The sequence below is a fragment of the Dorea sp. Marseille-P4042 genome (assembly GCF_900290215.1).
Lineage (GTDB): Bacteria > Bacillota > Clostridia > Lachnospirales > Lachnospiraceae > Dorea > Dorea formicigenerans.
In genome coordinates, this window is the sequence record NZ_OLMI01000001.1 from 296,012 (window position 1) to 321,822 (window position 25,811).

The following is a 25,811-nucleotide window of genomic DNA, read 5'->3' on the forward strand; positions in this document are numbered from 1 at the left end:
TGTCTTTTGAAGGGCAAGCTGCTCCTATCCTTCATTTGAAGCATTTGAACCAATGCTTGAAGCTGTTCCGGTTATCAATTCATTTTCCGGAGTGAGCTGGTAATAATATTTCATAACGTCTCTGGCTACTTCTGCTGCATAAGTAGAACTATAACCATTGGCGATACGAGTTGCAAAAGCAACTTCCGGTGAATCGCTTGGCGCAAATCCTATGAAAAGCGCATGGTCCGGATGTGTTTTACTCTGCTGAGCTGTTCCGGTCTTACCGGATAACTGGAATCCGCTCCTGTTAATATCCGAAAATGTACTACTATGAGATACAAGTACTACATTACGCATTCCTTCGTGTACAGCATCCCATGTGCTCGCAGAAATATCTGACAGAGTATTATCGATTTTTGGCTGTGATTCTTCAATGACATTGCCTTTGACATCAGTGGTCTTGTTCAGGAGTGTCAGATCAAAAAGTGTTCCTTTATTTGCAATCGTAGTAACATAGCGGGCAAGCTGACTTGTCGTGTAGTTGTTGGTACCCTGTCCAATTGCAGATGGTACAGAAGAATCATCGGAAATTTGTGGATCAGCCTCTGGAATTTCCATTCCGGAAGTGGTTCCAAGTCCAAACATCTGAGCATATTTTGAAAGCTTCTGGAGTCCAAGTTCACTGGAATAGTAAGCATTCGTTGCATCACCTTGGTTATTATCCTGGCTGATGGAATTGATTCCGTTGTCTTTCAGACTTAATCTGTAACCGACTTCATAAAAGAAACTGTTACAAGAGTTTTCAATTGCACCTGACACATCCAGGCTGCCATGCGCATATGGGTAAATCCAGCATTTTGGATTTGGTTCAATCTTTTCATAAATACCATGGCACGGAAGACGGGAATCTGTACTGATAACACCTTCGGTAAGTCCGGCTATAGCAGACAAAGGTTTGTAAGTAGATCCCGGTGCGGTCTTTTCCTGTGTCGCATTATTGTAGAATGGACGGGAACTTGCTGTTACAAGCTGATTGTAATAAGTTGAGTCCATATTGTTTGCAAGTCGGTTATTGTCATATCCCGGATAAGATACACATGCCAGAACCTGACCTGTGGAAGTATCTGTCATGACAAAAGAACCCGTACATGGTTCCAGACCGAGCTGTCCAGGTGTAATCTCCAGTGTCTGGATCTTTCCACGCATAAAGTCATAAGCTGTTGTTGCACCACTTGCGAGTGCATTATATTGAGATTCATCATAGTTAAGTATGTTCTGCTCGTAGAGAATCATACAAAGTTCACGACCAGTAATGGATCCGGCTTTGATCATGTATTTGTAGATCAGCTTGTCAAAACTGTTATCGGATTTTAAATGTTCATTTAAGTATGAAATAATTGCCTGGAAAGTTTCCGAGGAATCCGAATATTTACCACCATTGCTTGTATAATTTTGAAGCTTTGAGGTATCAATCCAGTTCTGAGAAACAGCATAGTTTAAAAATGTGTAAACATTGATGGTCTCATCTGTTTTCCATGCTTTATAGGTTTCATCATTTTTGTTGATGACACTGGAATTTAAAATGCCGGTAGTATTTGTCAATATATCTGTAACAATATAACTCAGATATGCCTGCATTTCCTTAGAATCATCTTTGTATGCAGCTGCATTAGGATCTGCAAGTGTACTGGAAAGACTTGCCAGAACCTGCTCTTTGTATCCGGAAAATGTATTATAAACTTCTTGTTCGGTTGATTTTGCATCATTCTCACTGAAATGAGTCATATTTACAACATCATTAGCAATGAGTGCGTTATAAACATCGCCAATTGGAATCATAACGTCACTTCCGTCACTGACAGAATTCCGATCAAAATCCAAAGTGTTCTGGATCTTGGAAAGAAGAATTCCGGCAAGCTCCTGTTCCAGAATATTATAGGCTGCTTTTTGCAGATTAGCATCCAAAGACAGATACACATCATTGCCAGCTTTTGGTTCTGTAGACTGAACGGTGTCCAGAACTTTACCAACGTTATTTACATATAATTTCACTTCACCTTTTTTGCCGCGAAGTGTGGAATCCAGGACTTTTTCAAGTCCGGATTTTCCGACCGTATCCGTTTTGGAATAAGTTTCCTGATCCTTTTTACTAAGTGCATCATATTCGTCTGTTGAAATCTGTCCGGTATAGCCAATTACATTTGCAAAACATTTACTGTCTGTATATCGGCGTAAGGATTCTTCTTCAATGTTAACACCCTGCAGAGAATCACTGTTTTCCATAATATCAGCCACAGTCTGATCACTGACATCGGATGCAATCGTAGTAGAGATATATTTCTGATAACTGTTCAGAGACATTGCATAACGTACATTGACCAGTTTCAAAATCATAGTCTTGTCCAGCTTTTTCTCGTTGATACCATAACCGTATGTTTTATCGGTACATAAGTAATGCATGATGTCGGCAGCAGACTGGGACTTTTGCTTGTCCGATAATTCATCAATGGTTTTTTTGCCATATACATCTGCGATGAAACGCAGGCGCTGGGTATCACTTTCTGATACAAAAGAGTATTCACTATTGGCATCCAGAATAATACCAAAATCATTGATGACGGAATCACCATTACTTTCCACAATATTAATAACTTTCGTTACAATTTGATTTAAAGCTTTATTTTTTTCGGATTTTTTATCATAGTCTCCATTATCCTGAATGGTAACAGAATAAGCCAGTTCATTGTAGGCAAGCAGAACACCGTTGCGGTCATAAATATTGCCGCGGGTTCCTTCGACCTCTTTTGTTTTTTGAATCTGAAGTTCATATTTGTCGGTATAGTTCTGTCCTTTCACAATCTGCAGATAAAATACTCGTTGAAGTAATACTGCTGACAAGACGCAGAACATGATAATTGCAATAAATGTTCTTGATTTTACGATATCACTTATGCCGGATTTGATCCGGTTCCACAAATTATACAAATCGGCTTGCACTCCTTTGCTCTTCTGCTTCTAGTTTTTTGTTAATGTGTAAGATGATCTGATATACGATCAAAGTTGCTAAAATAGTGTATACAAGTTCTGGCAGGATAATATGAATCAGATAGGTTCCGAAACTAAAGTCACCTTTCAGGATATATCCGCAAAAGCAGATAATGCCACCGTAAATTAGTTCACTGCCACTGATAAGTACTAAAGGCAGTTTAATATCTTCATCATAAAACAAACGTTCAAATGTTCCGTTTAAATATCCAATCACAGTATATAAAAGTATATAAAATCCAATTGTGTTTCCCCAGAAAACGTCTGTCAAAAGTCCACAGATCACACCAACAGCCATACCTTCTTTACGTCCTCGCATAAATCCAAAAGATGCTGTTACGATTATAAAAAGATTTGGCTGCACGCAGGCAAAAGCCAGTGATGGGAAAATGGTACTTTGCAAGAGAAAACACAGGATAATGATTGCCAGTGTTATGAGCTTTCGTTTCATAGATCACTACTCTCCCTTTGCTGTGTCGGAAGCAGACTCATTGTCTGCCCCGTTCGTCATATCTTCTTTTGTCTTTGTGAGAACAAGGACTTCCTGAATTTTGCTAAAATCTACCGCAGGTGTGATATAACCGGAACGAGTCAGGTTATTGGAATCCACATTGATCTCACTGATATATCCGATAAAGAGACCTTGAACAAAGCGGTCACTTACATAGGAAGTAACAACCTGTTCACCGACCTTTATGTCATTGTCATTATTAGCCAGCTTTTCAAAACGAAGACGTCCATCGTCCATTAATTTCAAATCTCCACGCACGATGCAGGTATCTGAAGTAGAGAGGATCATAGCACTTACGTTGCTGGAATTGTCAATGATTGAACGTACTCTTGCATAGTGGGGACCGACTTCTGTGACAAGTCCTACCAGCCCGCTCCCGGCCAGTACGTTACAGTTCACTTTGATGCCGTCTGCACTTCCTTTGTCTATAGTAAAATCACTGAACCAGTTCGTCCCGTTGTTCGCAATGACATGTGCACCGATTTTTTCGTAATCAGAGTAGTTCTGATCCAGTTTGTACAGATCGCGCAGACGTTCTAATTCGTATTCGTCCTGGCGAAGTCTTGTATTATCAATAGTCAGTTCATCTACTTTGGACTGCAAAGTTTCATTTTGCTTTTTCATATCCTGAAGGGTCTCAAAGTTATCAGAAAGATCACTTAACCATCTTCCAACATAGCTGATACCTTTCTGCATTGGAACAACTGTATAATCACCGATAAATCGAAGCGGCCCCCCGCCGTCTGTCACCTGATCGATTCCCAAAAGAATCACACAGATAACTGCAATGATTGCCAGCCAGTATTTACTTGGAATTGAGGATTGGTTTTTTATCTTCATATTATCTCATCCACCTATAACTTTCGTCTAACATTGAGTATGCTAATTTACTGAGATCCTTGGAAAGCATGATTTTCTTTAACCCATTCACTGCACAAATGCCCGGCTTTTGGGCAGCAGTTGTGTGGATTTTAGTCATACTTTCTACATAAGCATCCAGACCGCTCATATTCGCAATTCCACCAGTCAGATAAATCCCATTCTGGTAAATAGCTTTCCGAATCTCCGGCGGTGTACGGTCCAGCATAGAGCGGACGGCTTTCATACATTCCAGAAGAGTATCTTTAAATGCGGCTCTTACAAGTGTGATGGAAATGGTCTTTCGCATAGGGAGTCCGGTGATCAAATCCCTTCCTGCTACAGAGAAAGCGGTCTCAGAATCGCCGTTAAAAACATCGAACTGTTGTCTTAATATTTCTGCCGTTCTGCTTCCAATTAAAAAATCATGACTGTTCCGTACAAGATTCACAATTTCCTGATCCAGTGTTGTACCGCCAAGCTTTAACAGGCGGTTAAAGACGATACCACCTTCGGTGAGGACGGATAATTCGGTTGTCTCACCACCGAAATTAATAATCATAACACCCGTTGTATTTTGTACATCAATACCAAGACCGACTGCATCGGCAATGGAACGTTCTACGATATTAACTTCTCGTGCCTTTGCATTTGAGTGGATCACAAGGTCAAAAAAGGCTTTTTTCTGTACCTCAGTTACATCAGTTGGTACCGCAATCACATATTCTGCACCCCGGCTGAAATGTCGGTTCTTTTTTAGAATATTCTGAAGCAGGTTCTGCATATCATTGAAATGGGAAATAACGCCGTCACGCATTGGAAATGCAACTTCAATATCCGGTGGAGTCTTTTCATACATCTGATAAGCATCTTCACCGATTGCAATAATTTCTTTTTTATCCTGAACTGCAAGTACATTCTTTTCTTTCCAGATGGTATCTTGCTTTTTGTCATAGACTTTGATTTCGTAGGATCCCAGATCCAGTCCATAGGTGTTCCTTGCCATATGATTCAAATCCTTTCTACAGCATTCCTTCTTCGCGAAAACTCACATAACAATTATTCCCAATGATGATGTGATCTAAAAGCTCGATCCCGATTAGAGCTCCCGCATCCTGAATGCGCCTTGTAATGAGCCGGTCTTCTCTGCTTGGTGTCGGCTCACCACTTGGATGATTATGTAAAATAATAACAAATACAGCATTCTTTTGTAATGCTTCAATAAATAATTCTCTTGGCGTAATTAAGGAAGCATTCACTGTTCCTTTTGATATATTCGTTTCGCCAATGAGTTTTGATTTGGAATTCAGCATGAGCAGTTTCATGATCTCCTGCTTTTCATGCCGGAGATCTTCCATGTAGTACCTTGCAATCGAATCCGGATTTTCAAAACTTAATAATTCCCCGGCAGAGGCTTTGGAAAGTCTCTTCGCAAGCTCTGAGATACAGGATAGCTGGACTGCTTTCACGCGTCCGACACCGTGAATTTTCTTCAATCGCTCAATACTGAACTGATGAATACCGAGAATTCCACTTTCGCCGTTGTGATAAAGAATACGGCTGGCAAGCTCGAGAGCATTCTCCCCTCTCGTACCGGTCCGAAGCAGCACAGCTAAAAGTTCTGTGTCACTCAGAGCACCGGCGCCGAGCTTTTCGCATTTTTCATAAGGCCTGTCGGCACTCGGTATCTCTTTCATGGTAACTTTTTGATTCATACATTCCTTTAGATTCGATGATTCTCTTCGGTAGACTATAAGAAGCGGTAAATGATAATTGCAATCACAACGCCTATAATGCTGGCAATTGTAATCTTGATCGTAAGACCAAATGTAATGACCAGAAGTCCCAGATTGACTACAATCGGCGTATCAAGCCCGAACGTCTGCCCATAGCCAAGCCAGCTAAGTGCCGGCACCCCTTCTGCCAGCATGCCAATAAAGCCTCCAAGGACGATTCCTGTTAATAACAACAGAAAAAGTGCCCAGGAGTTCTTTCCGCCTGCTCCTTTCATATGTACCCCTCCTCATGTTTCTTCTATCTGAAAACTCCATACATTTTAGCACATTTCTGAAAATGTGTATAGACTTATACCCTTAAAAAATTCTTAAACATTCTTAGGATTGTCGAAAGCCATGTATTTTTGACTGACAGCTTCTGCCACTTTCAGTCCATCCATGGCGGCTGATGTAATACCGCCTGCATATCCTGCACCTTCCCCGCATGGATAAAGTCCTTTTACAGAACTTTGCAAGGTCTCGTCACGCAGAATACGGACGGGTGAAGAGGTACGGCTTTCTACACCGGAGAGGACTGCATCATCGCGGTCGTAGCCTGGGATTTTCTTTCCAAATTCCGTAATTCCCTCTTCCAGGCATCTCGCAATAAACTCAGGGAAAATGCTCCTTACATTGCCCCAACTATAAGCACCTTTCATCTGTGGGGCTATAGCACCTGCACTGGAAGATGGCACATTTTTCTTAAAGTCACCAAAAAGCTGGATCGGAATCTTCCCTTGCCCTTCAGCAAATGCAGCCTCTTCTAATTGGCGCTGAAAAGCCAGACCTCCGAGGATGCCTTTTTCTGGGAAATCTTCCGGTGAGACGGTTACGATTACTGCACTATTGGCATTTTTGCCATTTCGTCCGCTATAGCTCATGCCGTTTACTGCAAGTCGGGTCTCTTCAGATGAAGCATTTACTACATAACCGCCTGGACACATGCAGAAAGTATAGACACCTCTGCCCTCTTTTGTCTTAGCTGTTAATTTATATGCAGCAGCAGGAAGGCTCTCGGGTGCATTTTTACCATATTGAGATTCGTCAATCATATCTTGTGGATGTTCTACGCGTACGCCTACAGCGAATGGTTTTGGCTCCATTTTTATATCTGAGAGATTTAAAAGCCCAAAAGTGTCTCTGGCGCTGTGACCAATGGCAAGTACTGCAACGTCCGTCAGTAAATCTTCTCCGATGTTTGTTCTGGTATCTTCCAGATGAAGCATCGCAAGTGCCGGCTCATCTGAAAAATCAATGCTGCGTTTTGTACGGATTCCTGTCACTTTTGTATGAAAACGAACTTCACCACCCATAGAGATGATTGCCTCACGTATATTTTTAACGACCTTTGCCAGAATATCAGTTCCGATATGTGGCTTTGCATCATAAAGAATGGATTCCGGTGCCCCGTATTTCACAAAAAGACGCAGGACTTCCTTTCCTCTGTTATGGGTATCGTGCACAAGCGTATTTAACTTTCCATCAGAAAATGTACCTGCACCGCCTTCGCCGAACTGGACATTAGACTCAGGATTTAGTTTGCCTGTTTTCCAGAAATCTTGTACGTCTTTCTGGCGCTCTTCCATAGAAGCACCACGTTCTAAAAGAATTGGACGGTATCCCATGCGTGCAAGCGCATAACCACAGAACAGACCGGCCGGTCCGGTCCCGATTACAACAGGCCTGTAAGTCAGTACATGTGTTCCAGTCGGAGTGCAATGATAGCTATCATTTTCTTCTTTTATTGTAATATTTTTATTCCGGTTCTTTTTAATGATCCGCTTTTCATTCTGAACGTTTGCTGCAATCGTGTAAACATAAAAAAGATTTGGTTTCTTTCTGGCATCCAGAGATTTTTTTTCAATATGCCAGGTCAGAAGATCTGAGCTGGAAATTTTTAATGTTGTATATATTTTCTTTTCAAGGTCACTTTTTTTATGAGTAACCGGAAGCTTTAACTGACTGATTCTGATCATGTTTTCCTCCTTGTACATGTAATCGATAACGAAAAAAGGTCCACCGGACCTTTTTGTCGTATGCTTGGCAACGAAAAAACCAAAGCCATTTTAGCTTTCGCGAAAAATGCTTTGGTTTAGTATAGCTCATATTTATGTTTCAGACAAGTATACGATTAAAGTTTCCAGATATCCCGGTTATATTCGGCAATGGTCCGGTCAGAAGAAAAATATCCGGCTTTTGCAGTATTTATTAACATTTTTCCAGCCCAGTTCATACGATCCTCGTAGTCAGCCATTACGTTCTCTTTCACAGCAATGTATTCTTTTAAATCGAGCAAAGTCATAAACCAGTCTTTACTGATCAAATCTTTGTATAACCGGCACAGGTTTTCCGGGTCACCGATACGTATCATTTCTTTGCTGATAATAAAATCAACGAGATTTTGTATCAGTGGATCATTGTCGTAATATTGGTCAGAATGATATCCGGACGTCTCATATAATTGAATCACTTCCTGACTGGATTTACCAAAAATATAAATGTTATCTTTTCCGACCAGATTACAGATTTCAACATTGGCGCCATCCATAGTTCCCAGTGTCACAGCTCCGTTCAGCATGAATTTCATATTGCCGGTTCCACTTGCTTCTTTTGATGCAAGCGAAATCTGTTCAGAAATATCACAGGCAGGAATTAGATGAGATGCCTCTGTAACATTATAATTTTCAACCATAATCACTTTTAAATAAGGTGATACCTCAGGATCTGATAACGTAAGCTTTTGGAGGCAGAGGATCAGATGGATGATATCTTTTGCAAGTGTATAAGCAGGTGCAGCTTTTGCCCCAAAGATCATGGTAATCGGCCTCTGTGGAAGCTGGCCGGATTTGATCTGTTTATATTTATAAATGGCATAAAGCGCATTTAACTGCTGTCTTTTGTATTCGTGCAGTCTTTTGATCTGAATATCAAAAATGGAATTCGGATCAATGTCCAAATCTTGCTTTTCTTTTAAATGCATACATAGTTTTTGCTTATTCTTCTGCTTGATCTTAAGAAAATGATTCAATACCTTAGTATCGTTCTGATACTCAAGAAGTTTTTCAAGTTTAGAAGAATCTTTCTTCCAGGAATCACCGATTAGACTGCTGATATATTCCGAAAGTTCCAAATTACAGTGCATCAACCAGCGGCGGAATGTAATACCATTTGTTTTATTATTAAATTTTTCCGGATAGATCTGATAAAAAGCTTTTAATTCGGAGTTTTTTAAAATCTCTGTGTGGAGGGCTGCAACTCCGTTTACACTAAAGCCATAGTGAATGTCCATGTGAGCCATATGCACACGGTCTTGCGAATCAATGATCGCAACAGACTCATCTTTATATTTTTCTTTTGCTTTAGCGTCTAATTTTTCAATAATCGGAACCAGTTGCGGCACGACCTCATTCAGATAATCGAGCGGCCATTTTTCCAAAGCTTCTGCCAGAATCGTGTGATTTGTATAGGCACATGTTCTGGATACGAGATCAGTTGCAGTATCAAAGTCAATGCCTTGCTCCATAAGAAGCCGGATAAGTTCCGGGATGATCATAGATGGATGGGTATCATTGATCTGAATGACAACATGTTCAGGAAGCGAAGTAAGTTCAAAATTCTGTTCTTTTAGTTCTTTTAAAATAAGCTTTGCACCACAGCAGACCATAAAATACTGCTGATAAATACGGAGCAGATGTCCGGCTTTATCACTGTCATCCGGGTATAAGAATAAAGTCAGGTTTTTGGCAATATTTTCTTTGTTAAAATGAATGCCATCTGTCACAAGTGATTCATCAATGGAGTCTGCATCAAAAAGATGTAGTTTGTTGATTCCGTTACCATATCCGGGAATGTCAATATCATACATGGACGCCTGTAAAGTAAAAGAACCAAACTGAACCGGAAAATGAACATCTGTTTTTATAAGCCAGTTTTCTTTTTCAATCCATGGATTTTTCAACTCTTTTTGCTTTTTGTTTTCAAAAACCTGTCGGAAGAGACCGTAATGATAATTCAGACCAATTCCCGCTCCAGGAAGTCCAAGTGTTGCTATAGAATCAAGAAAACAAGCAGCCAGGCGGCCGAGTCCGCCATTTCCAAGTGATGGTTCCGGTTCGAATTCTTCAATTTCCTCCAGAGATTTTCCGTTTTCATGTAAAAGCTTCTTTATATCATCGTAGATTCCAAGATTGATCAAATTGTTGGAAAGAAGTTTTCCAATCAAAAATTCTGCCGAGATGTAGTAAATCTTTTTTGTCCTTTGATTTGCTGTTTTCTCTTTGCATAATTCTTTTGTCAAATGAAGCAGCGCATAATAAACACTTTTATGATCAGCCGCTTCAATAGATGTCTGAAGCTGGTCTTCCAAATATTTTTTGTAATTCATTGTTACTCTCCTTTTTGTTGTAAACTGCGCGCGCATAATTGAGTAATTTTTTTAATTTTTGCTGCCAGATTATCCGTGAAGCTGTCTGCGTCTGAACGCCAGACCCAGTTTCCGCCTAATGTAGAAGGGGTATTTATGCGTGCTTCGCAGCTAAGACCTAAGTAGTCCTGAACAGGAATAATACATGTATCTGCCACACTTCTCATAGCGAGCCGAATATAATCCCAATGAATGTCTGCTTCCGGAGTAAATCGATTTCCAATATATTCCAAAGCCATTTCTTTATCTTCTTCTTTTAAAGCTTGATACCATCCTTGAAGCGTATCATTATCATGGGTACCGGTGTATACAACACAGTTTGGATGATAATTGTGTGGAAGATAATCACTGTCTTCCCTGGAATCAAAAGCAAATTGAAGAACTTTCATACCTGGGTACCCACTATCTTTTAAAAGTTGTTTTACGGAATCTGTCAAAAATCCAAGATCCTCAGCAATAATTGGAAGATCACCAAGTTCTTGTTTTATTTTGTGAAATAAATCCATACCAGGCCCCTTTTCCCAGTGCCCGTTTTCAGCAGTTGGATCACCATAAGGAATGCTGTAATATTCATCAAAGCCCCGGAAATGGTCAATTCGCATAATATCATATAGTCTAAAACAACCTCGGATCCGGTTTACCCACCAGGAAAATCCGGTTTCTTTGTGATAATCCCACCGATATAAAGGATTCCCCCAAAGCTGTCCGGTAGCAGAAAAACCATCCGGAGGACATCCGGCTACTGCTGTTGGCTGTCCACTTTCATCTAATTGGAACAACTCTGGGTGTGCCCACACATCTGCACTGTCATAAGCAACATAAATTGGGATATCTCCAATAATCTGAATCCCTTTTTGATTTGCATATTCTTTTAACATGTTCCATTGTTTGTAGAATTCGTATTGTAGAAACTGATAAAAATGAATTTCATCTGTAAGTAAGTCCTGATAATGCGAAATTGCATCTGGTCTGCGAAGACGGATATTTTTCTCCCATAGATTCCAGCCAGCTCCATGAAAATAATCTTTTACAGACATATAAAGAGCATAGTCTGAAATCCATTCATTTTGTTCGTTCAGAAAATCCACGTAATCAGAAGAATTCATGATCTGCTGTTCTTTTGCATGTTCATAAGCTACCTTTAAGATATGAAATCGGTTCTGATAAAGCATGCCATAATCTATCTGATTCGGATTATTACCAAAATCTGCCTGCCTGCATATGTCGTCTTCAAGCAGTCCTTCCCGGGTCAGTGTTTCAAGATCAATAAAATAAGGATTTCCGGCAAAAGTCGAAAATGACTGGTAAGGAGAATCCCCATAACTGGTCGGGCCAAGTGGCAGAATCTGCCACAGTGACTGGCCGCTTTTTTGCAGCCAGTCGACAAATTTATAAGCTTCCTTTGAAAATGATCCGATTCCGTATGCACCAGGAAGTGCAGATACCGGCATTAAAATTCCACTTTGTCTCATGATATAAACTCCTTTTTTCAGGTATGTACCTACCCTTTAACGGCTCCTGCTGCCACACCCTTGATAATATGTTTCTGACAGGACAGATAAAAGATGATGACAGGGATAACTGCAAGAATCAAAGCAGCCATAACAGCACCCATATCAACACGGCCGTAGCTTCCCTTCATATACTGGATTGCGATAGAAATTGTCTTATATTTGTTCAGATCCAGTACCAGATAAGGAAGTAGGAAGTCATTCCAGATCCACATTGTCTCAAGAATACCAACAGAGATGTAGGTCGGTTTCATGATCGGAAGTACTACACTGAAAAATGTACGGATCGGTGTGCAGCCGTCTATCATTGCTGCTTCCTCTATCTCGACTGGAATTGATTTGACAAATCCACAGAACATAAATACTGCAAGACCTGCACCAAAGCCCAGATAAATAATAATGATACCCCAAGGAGTACGAAGTCCGGTACGGTCAGCAACCAGTGACAGGGTGAACATAACCATCTGGAAAGGTACGACCATTGAAAATACGCATAAAAGGTAAAGCATTTTTGTAAATTTAGATTTGACTCTTGTAATGTACCATGCACACATAGAAGTACATACAAGAATTACAAGAACAGATCCAACAGTAATAAATACTGTCCAGCCAACTGCACTTAGAAGATTATATTTATCAATTGCAGTCATGTAGTTTTCAAGTCCGGCCATCGTTTTTCCATCCGGAAGCTGGAATGGCTGTTTATTAATATAAACCTTCTTTTTAAAAGAATTCATAAGTACGATTAAAATAGGCAGTATATAGACAATTCCTAAGATTGTAAATATACCGGTTCCGGCTGCGCTAAGAGCACTTCTTTCCTTTTTCATTTATTGCTGCACCTCCTTGGAACGAGTCATATGTAACTGAATCATACTAATTGCAACGACAAGAACAAAGAACAGGACGGCTTTTGCCTGTCCGACACCTTCCCATCCAGTACGTCCGTAAAACGTGTTAAAGATGTTCAGTGCCATCATCTCAGACATCTTGGAAGGTTCACCGGCTGTCAGTGATAAGTTCTGGTCAAATAATTTAAATCCGTTTGTCAGTGATAAGAACATACAAATGGTAATGGATGGCATCATCATTGGAATCGTGACTTTGAATAATTTTGTCCATTTTCCGGCACCATCGATCTGTGCCGCTTCCATAACATCCCCCGGAATAGATTGTAGACCTGCAATATAGATGATCATCATATAACCAATCTGCTGCCAGCTTACAAGAATGATCAGTCCCCAGAATCCGTACCATTCGTTTAATGCAAGTGCAGTTCCATATTTTTCAAGAATACCATTAAAAATTAACTGCCAGATATAACCAAGAACAATTCCACCAATCAGGTTCGGCATAAAGAAAATAGTACGGAAAATATTAGTACCACGCATATTCTTGGTAAGTGCACTTGCCAGAGCGAAAGCAACGGCATTAACAATAATTAAAGATGCAACTGCAAACAATGCAGTGTACCAGAAAGAATGACGGAATACCGTGTCTTCAAAAGCCTTTTTGTAGTTGGAAAATCCGATGAATTTCGCATCTGTTACCGTTGTGAATTTACAGAATGAAAGCCAGATTCCCATGATAAAAGGAATGATAAAGCCCAAGATAAACGCACAGAATGTAGGAAGTACGAATATGGGCATATAGCGTTTTACAGCCTTTTGCATAAAAGGCGCCCCCCTTTCCTTAAAAGCGGCGGGAGAATTGACCCTGCCCGCCGCATGAACATATTACGATTCATATTTGATATTTCTTATTTGGAAGCTGCTGCTTCAGTTGCCCAGCCGTCTACAAAAGCACTTACAACTTTTGCCCAGTTCGCATCTGTCTGATCTGCTGCATATGCAGTTAATGCAGAACCAACACCATTCTTCCACTCCTCAGAAGGCATTGTTGAGAAGTTCCATGAAACAGGAGTTTTGCCATCTTCCAGATATTTGTTTGCTTCATTTACAAGTACGTTATCAGAATCAAGATTTGCTTTGAATGGAATCGTGAATCCCATTTCTTTGCAAAGACCATTAACGCCTGCATCAGATGTTACACACCAGTTCATGAAGTCTAAAGTAGCCTGAATGTCATCTTCTGAAGCTTTGGAGTTTACACACCAGTAGTTCTCTGTACCAGTACAGATTCCCTGATTCTCCTCTCCGTCTACACCAATGTAGATAGGAAGAATTCCAAGATTATCATCACCAATATCTTTGATGTTGTTGTATTCCCATGTACCGTTCTGATAGAATACAGCCTCTTCTGTTACGAAATCTGCAGTTGCATCATCAGCTGTCTTTGTAGAAAGAGCAGTTGGATCGCAAGTTGCGTTGTTGATGTACAGATCCCAGATCTGACGATAGTTGTCAAGGTATGTACCTTTGATTGCATCTGTATTATCAATACCGTCTTCTTTATACTCATAGTAGATTGGAAGGTTTGCCAGGTGAGTTTTAAATCTCCAGTCAGAAGAACCGTCCATACCTGCTGATGTAAATGCAGAGAATCCAAGTTTGTCTTTATTTGCTGTAATGTCTTCCACAACTTTCTTGAAGCTGTCAAAGTTTGTGATATCTGATGCGGAGTAACCTGCTTTTTTAAGAAGCTCTTTGTTGTAAATGATACCGTAACTCTCAACAACGTAAGCAATACCTGCCATCTTATCTCCGTCCATCAGAGTAAAGTCATCATCTGTCAGCTCTTTTGCTATATCAGAATCTTTCAGGTCATAGCAATAATCTTTCCAGCTTGCAAGTCCTACAGGACCATTTACCTGGAATAATGTAGGAGCATCTGTCTTTGCCATCTCGGATTTTAATGTTTTTTCATATTCACCGGATGCAGCAGTGAGTACAGTTACCGGAACTCCTGTTTCATCTGTGTATTGCTCTGCAAGCTCCTGCCACTGCTCATCAGCTTCAGGCTTGAAGTTCAGGTAATACACTTTTCCTTTTGCATCGGACTTTGCAGTTTTTTTGTCCGATGAGCTGCTGCAGCCAGTTACCATTCCGATAGTCATTGCTGCAACAAGTAAAATTGATACAACTTTACGCATTTTCATAATTGTTCCCTCGCCTTTCTGAGAATCTTTTTTGTTCTCTTGATTTACTCATATTTTAGCAGGAAATTTGCGTAAAACTGTATCAATAAAAAAACCTCTAATATAAAAAATTAAACTTTCCGTTATTGTTCTTCTTCAAATTGTCGTATGCTGTCATCTGCATAATTTAGAAAATCTTCCGGGGAAATACGTCCTTCCGCAAGCTGAGGCAGGTATTTGGAGAGAGTATTTTCCTGGAAAACGGAATTCCATTTGACCTGGTAATTCGGAACAAATGTCGGGGAATTCGAAAATGCCTTCAGGTAGTCGCGTTCCACCTGGCTTATATATTTTTCCTCCATTGAAAACATCGTTTCTTTTTCCAGAAGATTAAATTCTGTCCGGAATTTAAAAAATGCAAGTGCTCCTTCTTTTACTTCTTCACTGCATCCAGACGTCAGTGCCCAGCCAAATGTTTCCGGAGAAGAAACCAGTGTATTTCCAGGGAAAGAAGAAAAACGAACACACTGTTCCCATCCGTCAGGGATCTGGTCGATCATCCAATATCCATTTGGAACCATAGCTGCTTTCCCGGTAAAAAAGTTATTGTATGACGTGTCAAAATCATTATACAGAGCATTCGATGTTGTATAGGAAAACAGTCGCTTTAAAGTATTTGCCAATTCCAGCCCGGAAGCATTCTGGTAGGTGTCCGGATAGATCAGACTCATAAATTCAGCACCTTCTTCCGATGAAGAAGCGACTGCTGCACTTGCCAGTAACATAGGTGCCCATCCCGTTCCATCTGTATGTAGTGCCAGTGGCGTGATACCTGCGTTTGTAAGTTTGTCACAACACGCCCAGAACTCATCCCATGTTGTTGGAAAGGAATCAATGCCGGCTTTGTTAAACAATTCCTGATTCCAGAATATGCCGCAGCAGGAAAAAGCCGCAGTTGAAATTGGTGCAAGATAAATATTTCCGTCTGCGTAAGTGCAGCCTTCCTGTACAACAGGTTCGATCATGGAAGACCACTCTTCGTCTGCATCAATATATGGAGTCAGATCCACAATTCGGTTTTCTACAATCATTTTCTGATAAAAAGAAGGAAGCATTCGAAGATCTGTAAGAATATCCGGAAGTTCATCGGTTGCATTCAATCGTTTCAGGTTTTGACGATAGTCATCTTCTGTCTCTACGATCCAGTCAACATCCAGTTCATAGGTTCCTTTGTATTTTTTATTAAATGCTTCTACTACTTTCTGCTCATTTTTCGTTCCGGTAGATGGATCCACGGTCAGAATAATGGATATTTTTACTGGTTCTTTGGATTCTTCTGCCAGTTTTTTTTCAGATGTTTTACAGCCGGTCAGCAGGCAGATCATAAGTAGAAGTATAAACATACTTCGGATTGTGTTTTTGATATGTTGCTTTTTCATGATTCCTGCTCACCTCCTTTTGGCACTTTTATCGTACAGGTTGTACTTGCATCGGTTGTTTCGTAGTAATATGTAATCTTATCACCGTATTTTAACCGCAGTCTAGTCAGTATATTAAATACACCGTATCCATGTTTTTTGTCAGGAAATGCCTCTTTGATCTGAGAAATAGGTAAATGCGTAAGTCCGTTGATCTTTTCTACTATATCTTTATTCATTGGCATGCCGGTATTATAGACAGATAGCACCAGAACATCCTTTTCTTCTGTAATCCGTATCCGTATATAGCCCCCTTCATAGATTTCACTGAATCCATATTTTACTGCATTTTCTACTAATGGCTGAAGAATCAGCTTCAGGATTTTATTTTCTTTTGCATTGACCTGACAGTCAATTTCATATTCAAACAGATCTGCGTTTCGGATCTGCTGGATTTCCATGTAGCTTTTCACATTTTCCAGCTCATCTTCTACGGATACAATATCACTTCCTTTACTGAGGCAGAGGCGCAGGTACTTTGAAAGAGCCTGAATCATACGCATGGTCGTTTCCTCTTTGTTCATACGCGCAAGCATATAGATGGTATCCAGTGTATTATACAGAAAATGTGGGTTGATCTGACTGATCAGCATATTTAATTCACTGGTGCGCAGTTCTTTTTCCTGTAATTTAATTTCGTTGACAAGTTGTTCAATATTGCCAAGCATTTCATTGTAAGAATGTCCAATCTGATCTAATTCCGTGTTTGTGTGAAGTGCCGGCATATGTGTATAATCTCCACCGTCAAATCCAGTCATATATGTGGTGATTTCCTGGATCGGTCTGGTGAACCGATTAGAGAACAAGATACTGAGTAATAGGGCTAATACCACAATAATCAGGTAAATCAGAACCAATACAATTAAAATCTGGGTGGTCTGACTTGTAACAACTTCATTTGGCACATACGTAAAGATGGAAAACGAACAGTCCTTTTGATAGTAAGCAGACAGATAACCACCCGTTACAGCCTCTCCATTGAGAATAATTCCCGTATCAGAGGATTTTTTACATGCGCTTATCAAAGTTTTCGTCACATTGTCCGGCAAGACAGTGTTTTTCTGATTCAGAGCATAAATATTTCCATTCTGATCCATTATTCCGGTTAGAATGGAAGAATCTGCCTTTTCGGAATCCATCGTTACGATATGATTCAAAAAGGAAGGATTCATTTTCAGAATAATAATTCCCGGTTCACTTGGATAGTCCAGAGAATGAACATATCGGGTGATGAACAAGGAATCTTCTTTTCCGTTAAAGAGTGTATCTTTTGCAATGAACCAGACTGTTTTTGCGTACTCTGTACCAAGCTTCTTCTGAAACACAGTGTTTTTAATGTCAAAAGCATCTACATAACCATAGGATCTGGTATATACGTTTCCTTTATTATCCATATAACAATAATCTTGAATAGAATCCAGATCCAGATATGAGAAATATTTGCCAACGGCATTCTTTTCATTATCAGTCAGTTCTTCTGCGTTCAGACTTTTTTGGATCGTTTCATTAAGAATAGCTTCTGCAGTCACTTCTTTCGATTTCGTATAAAGATTATCCAGTAAAATTCCCATCTTCTCGTCTGCAAACTCGTATTTTTCTATAATATTATTTTTTAAAGTATGGTGCATATAACTCCATACTCCGATCATAGATAATAAAAGTGCAAGAAGAAGTAATATAAGCGTAGATTTTAAATATTTTTTCTGGATACCTGAACTTAAATGTTTTTGCTTCATACTTCGTATTCCTTTTTATACTCACTTGGCAGTTTTCCGGTATATTGCTTGAATAATTGTGAAAAATAAGAAGGATTGCTGATACCAACTTCTTCACAGATTGTTCGGACACTGGTATTTCCTTCTTCCAGCATTCTTTTTGCTTTGTCCATACGTTTTTTGACCAGGTACTGTTTAAAAGTCATATGGAAGGTGCTTTTAAAGATACGTCCAAAGTAAACCGGGTTTAAATATACATGAGCTGCTGTTGCAATGATTGACAAGTCTTCCTCTTGAAGATGTTCTTCGATATAAGCGACAGCTTCTGCCATATATTCTTTAAAATAACTCGTTTCATTTTTCCCGGCTTCTTCCTGACGCAGTTCTATTGCACGGCATAAAATTTTGTAGCAGACATCTACTGCTTTTACAGCCGGCAGATGATTCAGGTTAGAATAATAATTTGCAAATTGATTTTTCATATCCTCGTTCATACCATAAGTATCTTGAAGCATGAACTGTACTCGGAGCATAACTTTATGAAGGTACTGGCATTGACGTGCTTCTTCTTTTGGAAGATGGTAAATAAAATCAATAAATGTTTCTTTTAGTTCCACAAAATCATTTTTCCGTATGCTGTTCATAATCCGGATTTCCCTGTCTTCAGAGAACTGCTTCGAATCGTCTTCCTGTTCTTCTAAATCTTCTGGAATTGTAAACGCACTGGCACCGGAAGCACTGGCAATTCCAAATAATTTTTGTGCTTCTTCATAGCTTTTCCTGATTCCGGATATCCCTTTATATGGCTTGGAAATAGAAGCGATGACCGGACATTTTTCTTCATTCTTTGCCTGTTCCAATAAAGTTTTGATCTGCCTTACTGCATTTTTTTGCTGAGTCTTTATAATGAAAACATAATTGCCGTCTTCCCCTTCAAATTTCCAGCACGAAAAATGTTCAAAAACATGTGCTTCTATTTCCTGAATTACTGCATATCTGGATGCTTCATAATCTAAAGAATTTGTAATTTTATAAATTAAATCAATATCGGCGCACACTGTGATAAAAAAATCATGATTATCCGGCAAATCATGAAGTACAGAGAATACTTCTGTAATCTTTTCCTCCGGGATCAGATTCTGAACATATTTTTGTATTACGACCTGCAGAAAACTGTCACCGTCTTTTAAAAGGAGTTGTTCCCAGCTTTCGTATTTTTCTTCACTGCGTAGCTGTTTGATACATGTGTTATAGGCTCCGGTCATTGTGGAGCGAAACTGTTCATCATCAATTGGTTTTAAAAGATATGCGTAGGCGCCAAGATCACAGGCATGTTTTGCATATTCAAAATCACGGTATGCGCTAAGTACTACAAAAAGACATGAGATCTGTTCTTTTTGAATTTCTTCCATAACCATAAGTCCTGTCATTTGCTTCATTCGAATATCGGTTAGAACGACATGTGGCTGTTCACGCCTGATGACTTCCAGTGCCTGAACTCCACTTTTGGCAGATCCGACAACCTCAAATCCCATGCTCTCCCAGTCATAGGTATCTAAAAGTCCCTGTAATAAAATTGGTTCATCGTCCACAATTACCAGTTTTAGTAATTCCATTCTTTTTCCTCACTTTTTTATGAATCGGCCGAATTTATCTGATTGTGCATCAGGTTGAATCTATCCGACAGATACATTAAGACAATCATAACATATTACCATTTCATTTTAGACTTTAAATACAGAAAAGTTTATCAAAAAAAATACATGTTATATAAAAAATTATACTTCAAAAAATACTTTTTATATAACATGTTTTATTTATGCATCTTAAAGCAATTGTTATAGATCAGATGCTGCATGTTTTCCTGCCAGATAACCGGTAGCCCATGCCCACTGTAGATTATAACCGCCACAAATTCCATCAACGTCAAGAAGTTCTCCGGCAAGATAGAGATCTTTTGTAATACAGGACTGCATCGTCTCCATATCTACTTCTTTTAAGCTGACACCGCCTGCGCTAACTTGAGCATTGTCAAACCCGTTGGTATCAGAAATGTTTAACCTGCAAGACTTTATGACCTTACACAGTCTTGTAAGTTCTGCTCCTTTGATCATATTTAGTTTCGCAGAAAAACGGATGCCTGAGATTCGGAGTATCTCCGGAATTAGTTTTGTGTGAAGAATTCCGGTCAGAAGGTCTTCCGGTTTTGCCTTTTGGTTCTCGCTCAGGTGCTGAAGCTTTTTGCTAAATAGTTCTCTAAGTGAAGCTTCCTCTAATTCCGGCAGAAAGTCAATCATAACCTGCGCATTTTGCTTTTCATATAAAGCCCTGGAAATATAGCGGCTGACTTGGAATACAGGAATTCCGGATATGCCATAATTGGTAATCTGAAGTTCACCGGTATCTGAGGCAGCCATACGCCCATGGATCAAGGCTGTTACTTTTGCATCTGTCCTGACTCCTGAAGCTTTTTGAAAGGCAAAATCCTTTACTTTTAACTGCACCAGTGCCGGAACAACCGGCACAACAGAATGCCCCAGTGATTTGACAAGGGTATAACCGCTGCCATCAGAGCCGAGTTTTGAAGAAGCCTTTCCGCCGGTTGATAAAATGATGCGGTCAGCTTGAATTTTTTCGCTGCCGGTCTCAATCTGGAATCCTTTTTTTGTTCGGCATATGGATGTCACTGCGTTCTCACGTCTGATGTCTGCGCCCAGCTCTTTTAAACGATTATCCAGAACAGAACGGACGACAGATGCCTGATCACATCTTGGATAAATGTATCCATTTCTGGATTTCATCAGAAGTCCCAGATTTTCGAAAAAACGAATGGTATCCGAATATCCAAAGGCTTTTAGAACAGAAGAAATCAATTGCGGCTCATCACTTCGGAAATAATCCAAAGACATGTTTTTATTTGTCAGATTACAGCGCCCATTTCCAGTAGACAAAATTTTCTTTCCAAGAATATCCTTCTGATCAAAGATAATGACCTGAATGTCTGGATTTGTCTCAAGGGCGGTGATGCCCGCCAACATACCGGAAGCACCGCCTCCGATAATTGCAAGTGTTCTCATATCTGTACTCCTTAACTTTATATTATAACTCTGTTACAAGGTATTCTCTTACCAGATACTCTAAAGACATTAATATTCCAAGCTTTGCATGCTGCCATGTAAGTCCGCCCTGGAAATACACTGCATATGGCTCTTTGATCGGTCCATCGGCACTCAGCTCGATAGAGGATCCCTGAACAAATGCTCCGGCTGCCATAATAACATCACTGTCATATCCTGGCATCGGCCATGGTTCTGGTGTGACATAGGAATCAACCGGGGCAGCAGCCTGGATTCCCTTACAGAATGCGATGACACCTTCCGGTGTTCCAAGTTCTACTGCCTGAATAATATCGTGGCGGCTCTCCGTACCATTTGGAATGACACTGTAACCTAATTTTTCATAGATGTTTGCTGCAAAGATGGCTCCTTTTAAAGCACCTGCTGTCACGGTCGGTGCCAGGAAAAGTCCCTGGAAGAAGGACTGCATGACACCGAGAGATGCACCAACTTCCTTTCCAAGTCCTGGAGAAGTCAGGCGGTATCCACAATTATCAATCAGATCTTTTCGTCCTGCGATATATCCGCCAATTGGCGCAAGTCCACCGCCCGGGTTCTTGATCAGGGAACCAACGACCATATCTGCACCCACATCACTTGGCTCAATCGTCTCTACAAATTCACCGTAACAGTTATCGACCATACAGATAACGTCTGGTTTGATACTCTTTACAAATGCAATCAGTTCTCCAATCTGTGAGACGGAAAAGCTTGGTCTTGTCTGATATCCTTTGGAACGCTGGATTGTTACAAGCTTTGTCTTTTCGTTGATTGCTTTTTTGATATTGTCATAGTCAAATGCACCGCCTTCCAGAAGATCTACCTGGCGATAGGAAATTCCGTACTCCGCAAGAGAACCATTCGATGGGCGGATTCCAATGACTTCTTCCAATGTGTCATAAGGTTTTCCGACTGGAGATAGAAGCTCATCGCCCGGGCGCAGATTTGCAGCCAGTGCCAGTGCCAGTGCATGAGTTCCGCATGTGATCTGCGGTCTTACAAGAGCACTTTCTGTATGAAAAATCTCTGCGTACACTTCTTCCAGTGTGTCACGTCCCGGGTCGTCATAACCGTATCCGCTGGCGTATTTGAAACAGCCGGCATTGACTTTACATTTCTGCATTGCATGCACGACTTTCAACTGATTGTACTCTGCCACTTTGTCGATGGCATCAAAACGTTCTTTTAAAGTTCCTTCAATCTGGCTTCCGAAATCGTAAACCTCTCTGCGGATTCCCATTTCCAGATACATATCTTCTATATTTAACATGATTGTTCCTCCAAAATATCTTTTTTAATAGATTCGAGCATCACTTCCAGAATCTTATCTTCATCATAATTGTAATCTTTTTTATTAATCCATGTCACATGCTTCTCACGCTTGAACCATGTAATCTGACGTTTTGCAAAATGTCTTGTGTCTCGTTTGATTTTGTAAATGGCATCTTCTAATGTGCATGCTCCATCCAGATAGTCCAGAATTTCTTTATATCCAAGTCCCTGCATAGAAACCATGCTGCGGTCATAGCCACGCGCTTTTAAAGCCTTAACTTCCGCGACAAGCCCCTCTTCTATCATCTGGTCGACTCGCAGATCTATACGGCGGTACAGGTTCTTGCGGTCATCATTTAAGATAAAATATACAAATTGATAGGGCGACTCTTTTTGCCGCTCTGTTTCATTGTGTTCAGAAATTTTCATTCCGGTTTTCTGATAAAATTCCAATGCCCGAATGACCCGCTTTATATTATTTGCATGGATAGTATCTGCCGATTTTGGGTCCACTTCGCGAAGTTTTTCATGAAGTGCCTCTGCGCCATGTCCTTCTGCAAATGTTTCTAATTCTGCGCGGAGCGAGGTGTCATTATCATTATCTGTAAAATCAATATCATAAAGTAGTGCCTGAATATAAAATCCGGTTCCGCCTACTACGATTGGAATATGCCCGGCAGCATAGATCTTTTTCATAGCTTCTTTTGCCATCTGTTGAAAACGGACAACATGAAATTCATCGTCTGGTTCCAGTTCATCTACTAAGTAATGTGGAACATGCTGCATTTCTTCCGGACGGATTTTTGCGGAACCAATATCCATATATTTGTAGACCTGCATGGAATCTGCAGAAATAATCTCACCACCGATTGCTTTTGCAAGACCAATGGAAGCCTTTGTTTTACCGACTGCAGTAGGTCCGGTGAGAATGATTAAAGGTTGTTTTTGCATGATATATCATCCCTTACATTTTTCATATTCGATATTAAACAATACGTTTGAATTTCTTTTCCAGTTCGCGCCTTGACATGGCGATAATGGTGGGTCTCCCATGTGGACAGTGATAAGGATTGTCCAGTGACAGAAGTTCCGTGATCAATGTGTCTACTTCTGCAGCGCTCAATCGCATATTTCCTTTGACAGCTGCCTTACAGGACATAGATGCAATCTTTTCGTCAATCAGATTAGATGGCGCATTTCGGTTGATTTCATCAGACAGACTGTCAATCATCTCCATGAGCAGTTCTTTTTTTGCAATACTGAACAGATTGTCCGGTACAGCGCGGACTGCATAGGAATCCTGTCCGAATTCTTCTATCTCAAAACCAATCCGCGTGAACTGATCCATATAAAGCCTGAGAAGTTCTGCCTCCTGCATAGACAGATTCAGTACGATTGGCGGACTAATAAGCTGAGAAGTAAACTCCCGTGTCTTCATGCCCTTCAATGTCTGTTCATACAGAACTCTCTCATGAGCTGCATGCTGGTCGATAATATATAAGTTATCATGAAATTCTACCAGCCAGTAAGTATCAAAGACCTGGCCGATAATCTTATGTTCAGCTTTTGCCTGTGGCTCCAGAAGTTTTTCTTCAAAGAAATTGAGCTGCTGTGGTTTTCCCGCAGGAACTTGTCTTGCAGTATAATTTGGCATCTCTGCAATCTGAGAGCCTTGTGCCTGCATATTTTGTTGTGGTTCATATGAGCTTTGTGCCTGCATATTTTGTTGTGGTTCATATGAGCTTTGTGCCTGCACATTTTTCTGTGGCTTACAGGAGTCAGGAGCTGGTATATTTTTCTGTGGTTTATAGGAGTCCTGCACTGATACATTTTTCTGCGGTTTACAGGAGTCTGTATAGGATGAAGCATGTGTTGTTTCTTGCTTGTTTTCGTGCAGCGCTTCATGGTAAGAATATACTCTCTTCTTCATCTCATTCATAAAGTATTGCAGCTTTTCATCTTCATTTTGTGGTGACTGCAAAGAAGTTCGCAGCTTTTCGGTATGTTCTGCCTCACTTTTTTTCGGCAGATCCTTCTTCGACTCTTTCGGTTCTTCTGGAATTTTTATATCATCCAATGTCACTTCGGGAATCAGCTCCCGTTCATGTAGTCCGTCATCGACAGCCGCAAACAGGGTATTATAAATCTCCTGCTGATTATTAAAACGGACATCCATTTTGGTCGGATGCACATTAACATCTACATGTTCTGTGTCTACGTCCAGGTAAAGTACGACAAATGGGTATTTGTGCTGCATAGTAAAATCTTTATATCCGTCTTCAATTGCCTTGGAGATGATACTGCTCTTAATGTATCTTCCATCTACGAAATAATTTTCAAAATTACGGTTGCCGCGGGAAATCAAGGGCTTTCCAAGATATCCGGTAATGTGGATTCCTTTTCTTTCAAAATCTACTTCAATCAGATTCGATGCAATCTCCCGTCCGTATATATGATAGATGACATCCTTCAAATTTCCATTGCCGGAAGTATGAAGTTTAACCTGACCGTTGTTGATAAAACGAAAGGAAACTTCCGGATGAGACAACGCCAGTCTTGTAACCAGGTCTCCGACGTGACTTGCCTCTGTCATAGCAGTTTTTAAAAACTTTCTTCTGGCAGGTATGTTGTAGAAAAGCTGTCGGATCAAGAATGTCGTGCCATCCGGGGCACCGGCATCTTCAAGTGATTCTTCCTTTCCACCGGCAATCTTATATCGCACGCCAAATTCTGCTTCCTTTGTCTTGGTCAGAAGCTCTACCTGTGAGACCGCTGCAATACTGGAAAGTGCTTCACCACGGAAACCAAGAGATGAAATGTGTGCAAGATCCTCTGCACTTCGGATCTTACTTGTAGAATGGCGTAAAAATGCAGCACGGACATCTTCTTTATCAATTCCGATTCCGTTGTCAGCGATTCGCATAAATGTAATGCCACCTTCCTTGATCTCGACAGTTACAGCAGTCGCACCGGCATCAATTGCATTCTCAGCAAGCTCTTTGACTACGGATGCCGGACGTTCTATGACTTCCCCGGCGGCAATTTTATCAATTGTAATCTGGTCTAATACCTGTATCTTACTCATGGT

The 25,811-nt window shown here is 40.4% G+C and carries 19 protein-coding genes; all 19 read right to left on the reverse strand.

The features are described from left to right. Positions 1–24: 24 nt before the first annotated feature. Positions 25–2,967, reverse strand: a complete 2,943-nt coding sequence (locus C7E02_RS01470; RefSeq protein ID WP_022278486.1) for a penicillin-binding transpeptidase domain-containing protein — start codon at positions 2,965–2,967, stop codon at positions 25–27. Then, positions 2,960–3,478, reverse strand: coding sequence for a rod shape-determining protein MreD (mreD, locus tag C7E02_RS01475; protein WP_005336394.1), 519 nt, complete (start codon positions 3,476–3,478; stop codon positions 2,960–2,962). The genes C7E02_RS01470 and mreD overlap by 8 nt, the downstream gene beginning before the upstream one ends. A gap of 6 nt (positions 3,479–3,484) precedes the next feature. After that, positions 3,485–4,378, reverse strand: a complete 894-nt coding sequence (gene mreC / locus C7E02_RS01480) for a rod shape-determining protein MreC (protein WP_005336395.1) — start codon at positions 4,376–4,378, stop codon at positions 3,485–3,487. Between the two features lies 1 nt (position 4,379). Beyond that, positions 4,380–5,402, reverse strand: a complete 1,023-nt coding sequence (locus tag C7E02_RS01485; protein ID WP_022278487.1) for a rod shape-determining protein — start codon at positions 5,400–5,402, stop codon at positions 4,380–4,382. 16 nt (positions 5,403–5,418) lie between these two features. After that, positions 5,419–6,111, reverse strand: coding sequence for a RadC family protein (gene radC, locus C7E02_RS01490; RefSeq protein ID WP_005332734.1), 693 nt, complete (start codon positions 6,109–6,111; stop codon positions 5,419–5,421). 35 nt (positions 6,112–6,146) lie between these two features. After that, positions 6,147–6,407: a DUF4321 domain-containing protein gene (locus C7E02_RS01495; RefSeq protein WP_005332732.1), complete on the reverse strand. Its 261-nt coding sequence runs from the start codon at positions 6,405–6,407 to the stop codon at positions 6,147–6,149. 93 nt (positions 6,408–6,500) lie between these two features. Further along, positions 6,501–8,147, reverse strand: a complete 1,647-nt coding sequence (locus C7E02_RS01500) for an NAD(P)/FAD-dependent oxidoreductase (RefSeq protein WP_105308601.1) — start codon at positions 8,145–8,147, stop codon at positions 6,501–6,503. A gap of 155 nt (positions 8,148–8,302) precedes the next feature. Next, entirely contained in the window at positions 8,303–10,555 is a 2,253-nt protein-coding gene (locus tag C7E02_RS01505) for a glycogen/starch/alpha-glucan phosphorylase (RefSeq protein ID WP_105308602.1), read from the reverse strand. 2 nt (positions 10,556–10,557) lie between these two features. Continuing rightward, positions 10,558–12,066, reverse strand: coding sequence for a 4-alpha-glucanotransferase (malQ, locus tag C7E02_RS01510; RefSeq protein ID WP_105308603.1), 1,509 nt, complete (start codon positions 12,064–12,066; stop codon positions 10,558–10,560). 29 nt (positions 12,067–12,095) lie between these two features. Further along, entirely contained in the window at positions 12,096–12,935 is an 840-nt protein-coding gene (locus C7E02_RS01515) for a carbohydrate ABC transporter permease (protein WP_005336400.1), read from the reverse strand. After that, a complete protein-coding gene (locus C7E02_RS01520) occupies positions 12,936–13,778 on the reverse strand; it encodes a carbohydrate ABC transporter permease (RefSeq protein ID WP_105308604.1) in 843 nt (280 codons plus the stop codon). It lies immediately after the preceding gene. An 86-nt stretch (positions 13,779–13,864) separates the two neighbouring features. Then, a complete protein-coding gene (locus tag C7E02_RS01525; RefSeq protein WP_105308605.1) occupies positions 13,865–15,163 on the reverse strand; it encodes an ABC transporter substrate-binding protein in 1,299 nt (432 codons plus the stop codon). 122 nt (positions 15,164–15,285) lie between these two features. Next, on the reverse strand, positions 15,286–16,581 hold the full coding sequence (locus tag C7E02_RS01530; protein WP_105308606.1) for an ABC transporter substrate-binding protein: 1,296 nt from the start codon (positions 16,579–16,581) through the stop codon (positions 15,286–15,288). After that, the gene (locus C7E02_RS01535; protein ID WP_105308607.1) at positions 16,578–18,356 is read right to left on the reverse strand and encodes a sensor histidine kinase; all 1,779 of its coding nucleotides are present in this window, start codon (positions 18,354–18,356) and stop codon (positions 16,578–16,580) included. The genes C7E02_RS01530 and C7E02_RS01535 overlap by 4 nt, the downstream gene beginning before the upstream one ends. Beyond that, the gene (locus C7E02_RS01540; protein WP_105308608.1) at positions 18,353–19,951 is read right to left on the reverse strand and encodes a response regulator; all 1,599 of its coding nucleotides are present in this window, start codon (positions 19,949–19,951) and stop codon (positions 18,353–18,355) included. Before C7E02_RS01540 ends, C7E02_RS01535 begins: the two co-directional genes overlap by 4 nt. Positions 19,952–20,173: 222 nt before the next feature. Next, a complete protein-coding gene (locus tag C7E02_RS01545) occupies positions 20,174–21,412 on the reverse strand; it encodes an NAD(P)/FAD-dependent oxidoreductase (protein WP_022278495.1) in 1,239 nt (412 codons plus the stop codon). Positions 21,413–21,434: 22 nt separating this feature from the next. Further along, positions 21,435–22,721, reverse strand: coding sequence for a methionine gamma-lyase family protein (locus C7E02_RS01550; protein ID WP_022278496.1), 1,287 nt, complete (start codon positions 22,719–22,721; stop codon positions 21,435–21,437). Then, on the reverse strand, positions 22,715–23,674 hold the full coding sequence (gene miaA / locus C7E02_RS01555; RefSeq protein WP_105308609.1) for a tRNA (adenosine(37)-N6)-dimethylallyltransferase MiaA: 960 nt from the start codon (positions 23,672–23,674) through the stop codon (positions 22,715–22,717). Before miaA ends, C7E02_RS01550 begins: the two co-directional genes overlap by 7 nt. 34 nt (positions 23,675–23,708) lie before the next feature. Continuing rightward, the gene (gene mutL / locus C7E02_RS01560) at positions 23,709–25,808 is read right to left on the reverse strand and encodes a DNA mismatch repair endonuclease MutL (RefSeq protein WP_105308610.1); all 2,100 of its coding nucleotides are present in this window, start codon (positions 25,806–25,808) and stop codon (positions 23,709–23,711) included. Positions 25,809–25,811: the final 3 nt, after the last annotated feature.

Coding starts and splice junctions, on each gene's coding strand:
- mreD (WP_005336394.1), bottom strand. CDS start 3,478: ATGAAACGAAAGCTCATAACACTGGCAATCATTATCCTGTGTTTTCTC.
- mreC (WP_005336395.1), bottom strand. CDS start 4,378: ATGAAGATAAAAAACCAATCCTCAATTCCAAGTAAATACTGGCTGGCA.
- C7E02_RS01485 (WP_022278487.1), bottom strand. CDS start 5,402: ATGGCAAGGAACACCTATGGACTGGATCTGGGATCCTACGAAATCAAA.
- radC (WP_005332734.1), bottom strand. CDS start 6,111: ATGAATCAAAAAGTTACCATGAAAGAGATACCGAGTGCCGACAGGCCT.
- C7E02_RS01495 (WP_005332732.1), bottom strand. CDS start 6,407: ATGAAAGGAGCAGGCGGAAAGAACTCCTGGGCACTTTTTCTGTTGTTA.
- C7E02_RS01500 (WP_105308601.1), bottom strand. CDS start 8,147: ATGATCAGAATCAGTCAGTTAAAGCTTCCGGTTACTCATAAAAAAAGT.
- C7E02_RS01505 (WP_105308602.1), bottom strand. CDS start 10,555: ATGAATTACAAAAAATATTTGGAAGACCAGCTTCAGACATCTATTGAA.
- malQ (WP_105308603.1), bottom strand. CDS start 12,066: ATGAGACAAAGTGGAATTTTAATGCCGGTATCTGCACTTCCTGGTGCA.
- C7E02_RS01515 (WP_005336400.1), bottom strand. CDS start 12,935: ATGAAAAAGGAAAGAAGTGCTCTTAGCGCAGCCGGAACCGGTATATTT.
- C7E02_RS01520 (WP_105308604.1), bottom strand. CDS start 13,778: ATGCAAAAGGCTGTAAAACGCTATATGCCCATATTCGTACTTCCTACA.
- C7E02_RS01525 (WP_105308605.1), bottom strand. CDS start 15,163: ATGAAAATGCGTAAAGTTGTATCAATTTTACTTGTTGCAGCAATGACT.
- C7E02_RS01530 (WP_105308606.1), bottom strand. CDS start 16,581: ATGAAAAAGCAACATATCAAAAACACAATCCGAAGTATGTTTATACTT.
- C7E02_RS01535 (WP_105308607.1), bottom strand. CDS start 18,356: ATGAAGCAAAAACATTTAAGTTCAGGTATCCAGAAAAAATATTTAAAA.
- C7E02_RS01540 (WP_105308608.1), bottom strand. CDS start 19,951: ATGGAATTACTAAAACTGGTAATTGTGGACGATGAACCAATTTTATTA.
- C7E02_RS01545 (WP_022278495.1), bottom strand. CDS start 21,412: ATGAGAACACTTGCAATTATCGGAGGCGGTGCTTCCGGTATGTTGGCG.
- C7E02_RS01550 (WP_022278496.1), bottom strand. CDS start 22,721: ATGTTAAATATAGAAGATATGTATCTGGAAATGGGAATCCGCAGAGAG.
- miaA (WP_105308609.1), bottom strand. CDS start 23,674: ATGCAAAAACAACCTTTAATCATTCTCACCGGACCTACTGCAGTCGGT.
- mutL (WP_105308610.1), bottom strand. CDS start 25,808: ATGAGTAAGATACAGGTATTAGACCAGATTACAATTGATAAAATTGCC.